The following is a 1,789-nucleotide window of genomic DNA, read 5'->3' as shown; positions in this document are numbered from 1 at the left end:
TGACCTAGTCCGCGAACACGTGAGTCCGTTCTACCGACGGTGCATTTCGCTCTGACAATGGTGATATCAACGAACTAAGGTATCCCGCGCCGCGACGTTGGCTTCGGCTTGTTTGTGGGCAAGACCTAGTTAGGTACGAACGAGGAGCCGTGATGCCCGATCTAATCGACTTTGAGGAAGCGCTAAAGCGTACGGATGGCGAGGATCGGGCGCTGCTTATCGGCAACGGCTTTTCCGCCGAGTATTTCAGCTATCGAAACCTGCTCGACAAATCGGGGCTCGGTTCCGGGACCCCAATCCGGGACCTTTTCGATATATTGAATACCGTCGATTTCGAGGCTGTGGTTCGATCACTCGAAGGTGCGGTTTTGGTCGAGCGCGCTTACGGGCACGGTGCCCATGCGGATGAGATCGAGGCCGATGCGCAAAAGGTGCGGGAGGCGCTTGTAGCGGCTGTAAATTCCACGCATCCCGCGCATCGGGAGGACCTCGGTCTCAAGTACCTTAGTAGTTCCGCTTTCCTATCTCACTTTCAAACCGTTTTCTCGCTCAACTATGACCTGCTCCTCTACTGGGTGAACCTCGAAAAATCTGTACTGAAAGATGGATTTGGACTTGGGACAACAGAAGGTGCGTTTCATGGACCATTCAAAGAATCTGCACATTGTCACATCTACAGTCTCCACGGCGGCCTTCACCTGTTCGAGGACAAAATCGGTGATGTCTACAAGGCTATCGATCGTGGATCGGGTGTCATTGCGACGATCACCGATGCCATCGGCAAAGGGAGGCGATTCCCACTCTATGTGGCGGAAGGGTCCAGCGCCCAGAAGATGCGAAGGATCAACTCCGTCGCGTATCTGCGCCACTGCTATGACATGCTCGTGTTGAACCCGGCAACGGTGTTCGTGTATGGCCATAGCGCCGACGAGAACGACGCGCACATCTATCGCGCGATCTTCGGATCCTCCGCCAAGAAGGTGTACTTCGGTGTATACAAGCCCAATGGGGAAAAACTGAAGGAACTCGATGGCCTCCTCGCAAAATATCAGCGAACCTCTGGATCGAGCACTGGCTACGCTTTTTTCGACAGCGAGAGTGCCCAGATCTGGGCGTAGGTTCCGTTATCCTAAGTTCCGATTAGCTGCATTAATGAATGGCCAATTCGGACGGCCAAGCGAAGTGTCGCAAACGACCGCTATGTTGGCGGTAACTGACATCGGTATTTCTGAGCCGGAATGTCGGCTATCCCATTATCAGTGCTCCGAACCTGACTGTCGCGAATGTCCCAGAGCTTGCCAAAAAAGCGGGCCGCAATCAACCGCAAAACGCAGCCTGCTCCGCTAACGCCGAAAGCGGATGGATTGCATAGCTCATGTGTGATCCCTCCCATTGCGTTTGCTTTTGCGTCGTCAAAAATCTGGTACATCATCCAGACTTATGAACGGCTTCGCTTTCGCGGGGGACAAGATGATGCAAAACGCAGGGGACAAAGTCCCTCATTCCCCACGATTTTGGGGCGGGGACGTCCGTGCGCTTTTTCTCGTTGCTGTCGCTCCAGATCAAGTTCACGCGCGATCTGACGGCCCAGGAGGCGCGCAAGTCGAAGGATGGCGGCATCCGCTTCGGCAGAAAGACTGGGAGGTGCATCTCGATTGGGCCGCTTCTTCTTCATCGCGGCCGTGTCCAGGATTTGAAGTAAGTCCATTTGGTAGAACCGTAAAACAAAGCTCGGTGGAGAGGGGGAGGAAAAAGGGGCAAGGATGACTTGCGGTGGCCGATGGGCGAT

2 protein-coding genes are annotated in these 1,789 nt (G+C 54.5%); one reads left to right on the top strand and one right to left on the bottom strand.

The genetic code is table 11. The features are described 5' to 3' along the window. The first annotated feature begins 152 nt into the window (after positions 1-152). The gene (locus tag BF95_RS25230) at positions 153-1,118 is read left to right on the top strand and encodes a DUF4917 family protein (RefSeq protein ID WP_043155599.1); all 966 of its coding nucleotides are present in this window, start codon (positions 153-155) and stop codon (positions 1,116-1,118) included. 320 nt (positions 1,119-1,438) lie between these two features. On the opposite strand, the gene BF95_RS30135 is transcribed toward BF95_RS25230, so the two are convergent. Next, the coding region (locus BF95_RS30135) for a hypothetical protein (RefSeq protein ID WP_235210014.1) at positions 1,439-1,789 on the bottom strand (351 nt) is incomplete at its 5' end.

The organism is Sphingobium sp. Ant17, from assembly GCF_000588875.1.
In the GTDB taxonomy this organism is placed as follows: domain Bacteria; phylum Pseudomonadota; class Alphaproteobacteria; order Sphingomonadales; family Sphingomonadaceae; genus Sphingobium.
The sequence above is the reverse complement of the archived record's forward strand: the minus strand, read 5'-3'. Positions and strand labels throughout refer to the sequence as shown.